Raw genomic sequence first — 1,621 nt, 5'->3', positions numbered from 1 at the left:
TGTGGACACGCTAACAGAAAACAATGTTCCTGTGACACATGCTAAAGAACTGCTCCACACAGAGCATAATGGGATGCTGTGTGCAACAAGCTTGGGACAACCTCTTATTTTAGACACCTGCACCATTGAAGGGCTAATCTATGGCAATCCTTCTTGTGATCCATTGCTGGAAGAGAGAGAATGGTCTTATATCGTCGAGAGACCATCAGCTGTTAACGGACTGTGTTACCCCGGGAATGTAGAAAATCTAGAAGAGCTAAGGTCATTTTTTAGTTCTGCTAGATCTTATCAAAGAATCCAGATTTTCCCAGACACGATCTGGAATGTTTCTTACGATGGGACAAGCAACACATGCTCAGGTTCATTCTACAGAAACATGAGATGGTTGACTCGAAAGAACGGCAATTACCCTATCCAAGACGCCCAATACACGAATAATCAAGGAAAGAGCATCCTTTTCATGTGGGGCATAAATCACCCACCCACCGATGACACGCAAAGAAGTCTGTACACAAGAACCGACACTACAACGAGTGTGGCAACAGAAGAAATAAATAGGATCTTCAAACCATTGATAGGACCAAGGCCTCTTGTCAACGGTTTGATGGGAAGAATTAATTATTATTGGTCGGTATTGAAACCGGGCCAAACACTGCGGATAAAATCTGATGGGAATCTAATAGCTCCGTGGTATGGACACATCCTTTCAGGAGAGAGCCACGGAAGAATCCTAAAGACTGACTTAAAAATGGGTAGCTGCACAGTGCAGTGTCAAACAGAGAAAGGTGGCTTAAACACAACATTGCCCTTCCAAAATGTAAGTAAGTATGCATTTGGAAACTGCTCAAAGTACATTGGTGTAAAGAGTCTCAAACTTGCAGTTGGTCTGAGGAATGTGCCTTCTAGATCTAGTAGAGGACTATTCGGGGCTATAGCAGGGTTTATAGAAGGAGGTTGGTCAGGACTAGTTGCTGGTTGGTATGGGTTTCAGCATTCAAATGACCAAGGGGTTGGTATGGCAGCAGATAGAGAATCAACTCAAAAGGCAATTGATAAAATAACATCCAAAGTGAATAACATAGTCGACAAAATGAACAAGCAATATGAAATCATTGACCACGAATTCAGTGAGGTAGAAACTAGACTTAACATGATCAATAATAAGATTGATGATCAAATCCAGGATATATGGGCATATAATGCAGAATTGCTAGTTCTGCTTGAAAACCAGAAAACACTCGATGAGCATGACGCAAATGTAAACAATCTATATAATAAAGTAAAGAGAGCGTTGGGTTCCAATGCGGTGGAAGATGGGAAAGGATGTTTCGAGCTATACCATAAATGTGATGACCAATGCATGGAGACAATTCGGAATGGGACCTATAACAGAAGGAAATATCAAGAGGAGTCGAAATTAGAAAGACAGAAAATAGAGGGGGTCAAACTGGAATCTGAAGGAACTTACAAAATCCTCACCATTTATTCGACTGTCGCCTCATCTCTTGTGATTGCAATGGGGTTTGCTGCCTTTTTGTTCTGGGCCATGTCCAACGGGTCTTGCAGATGCAACATTTGTATATAATTGGCAAAAACACCCTTGTTTCTACTGATCACGCGT

The 1,621-nt window shown here is 41.7% G+C and carries 1 protein-coding gene; it reads left to right on the top strand.

Translation table 11 applies throughout. The features are described 5' to 3' along the window. A partial coding sequence (locus AC097L_RS23830) for a hemagglutinin (RefSeq protein ID WP_479589213.1) occupies positions 1–1,585 on the top strand: 1,585 nt, incomplete at its 5' end. Between the last annotated feature and the right edge of the window lie 36 nt (positions 1,586–1,621).

The sequence above is a fragment of the Rhodoferax sp. RT5P35 genome (genome assembly GCF_056521385.1).
Note: the sequence above shows the minus strand (reverse complement) of the source record. Positions and strands in the feature narration are given on the sequence as shown.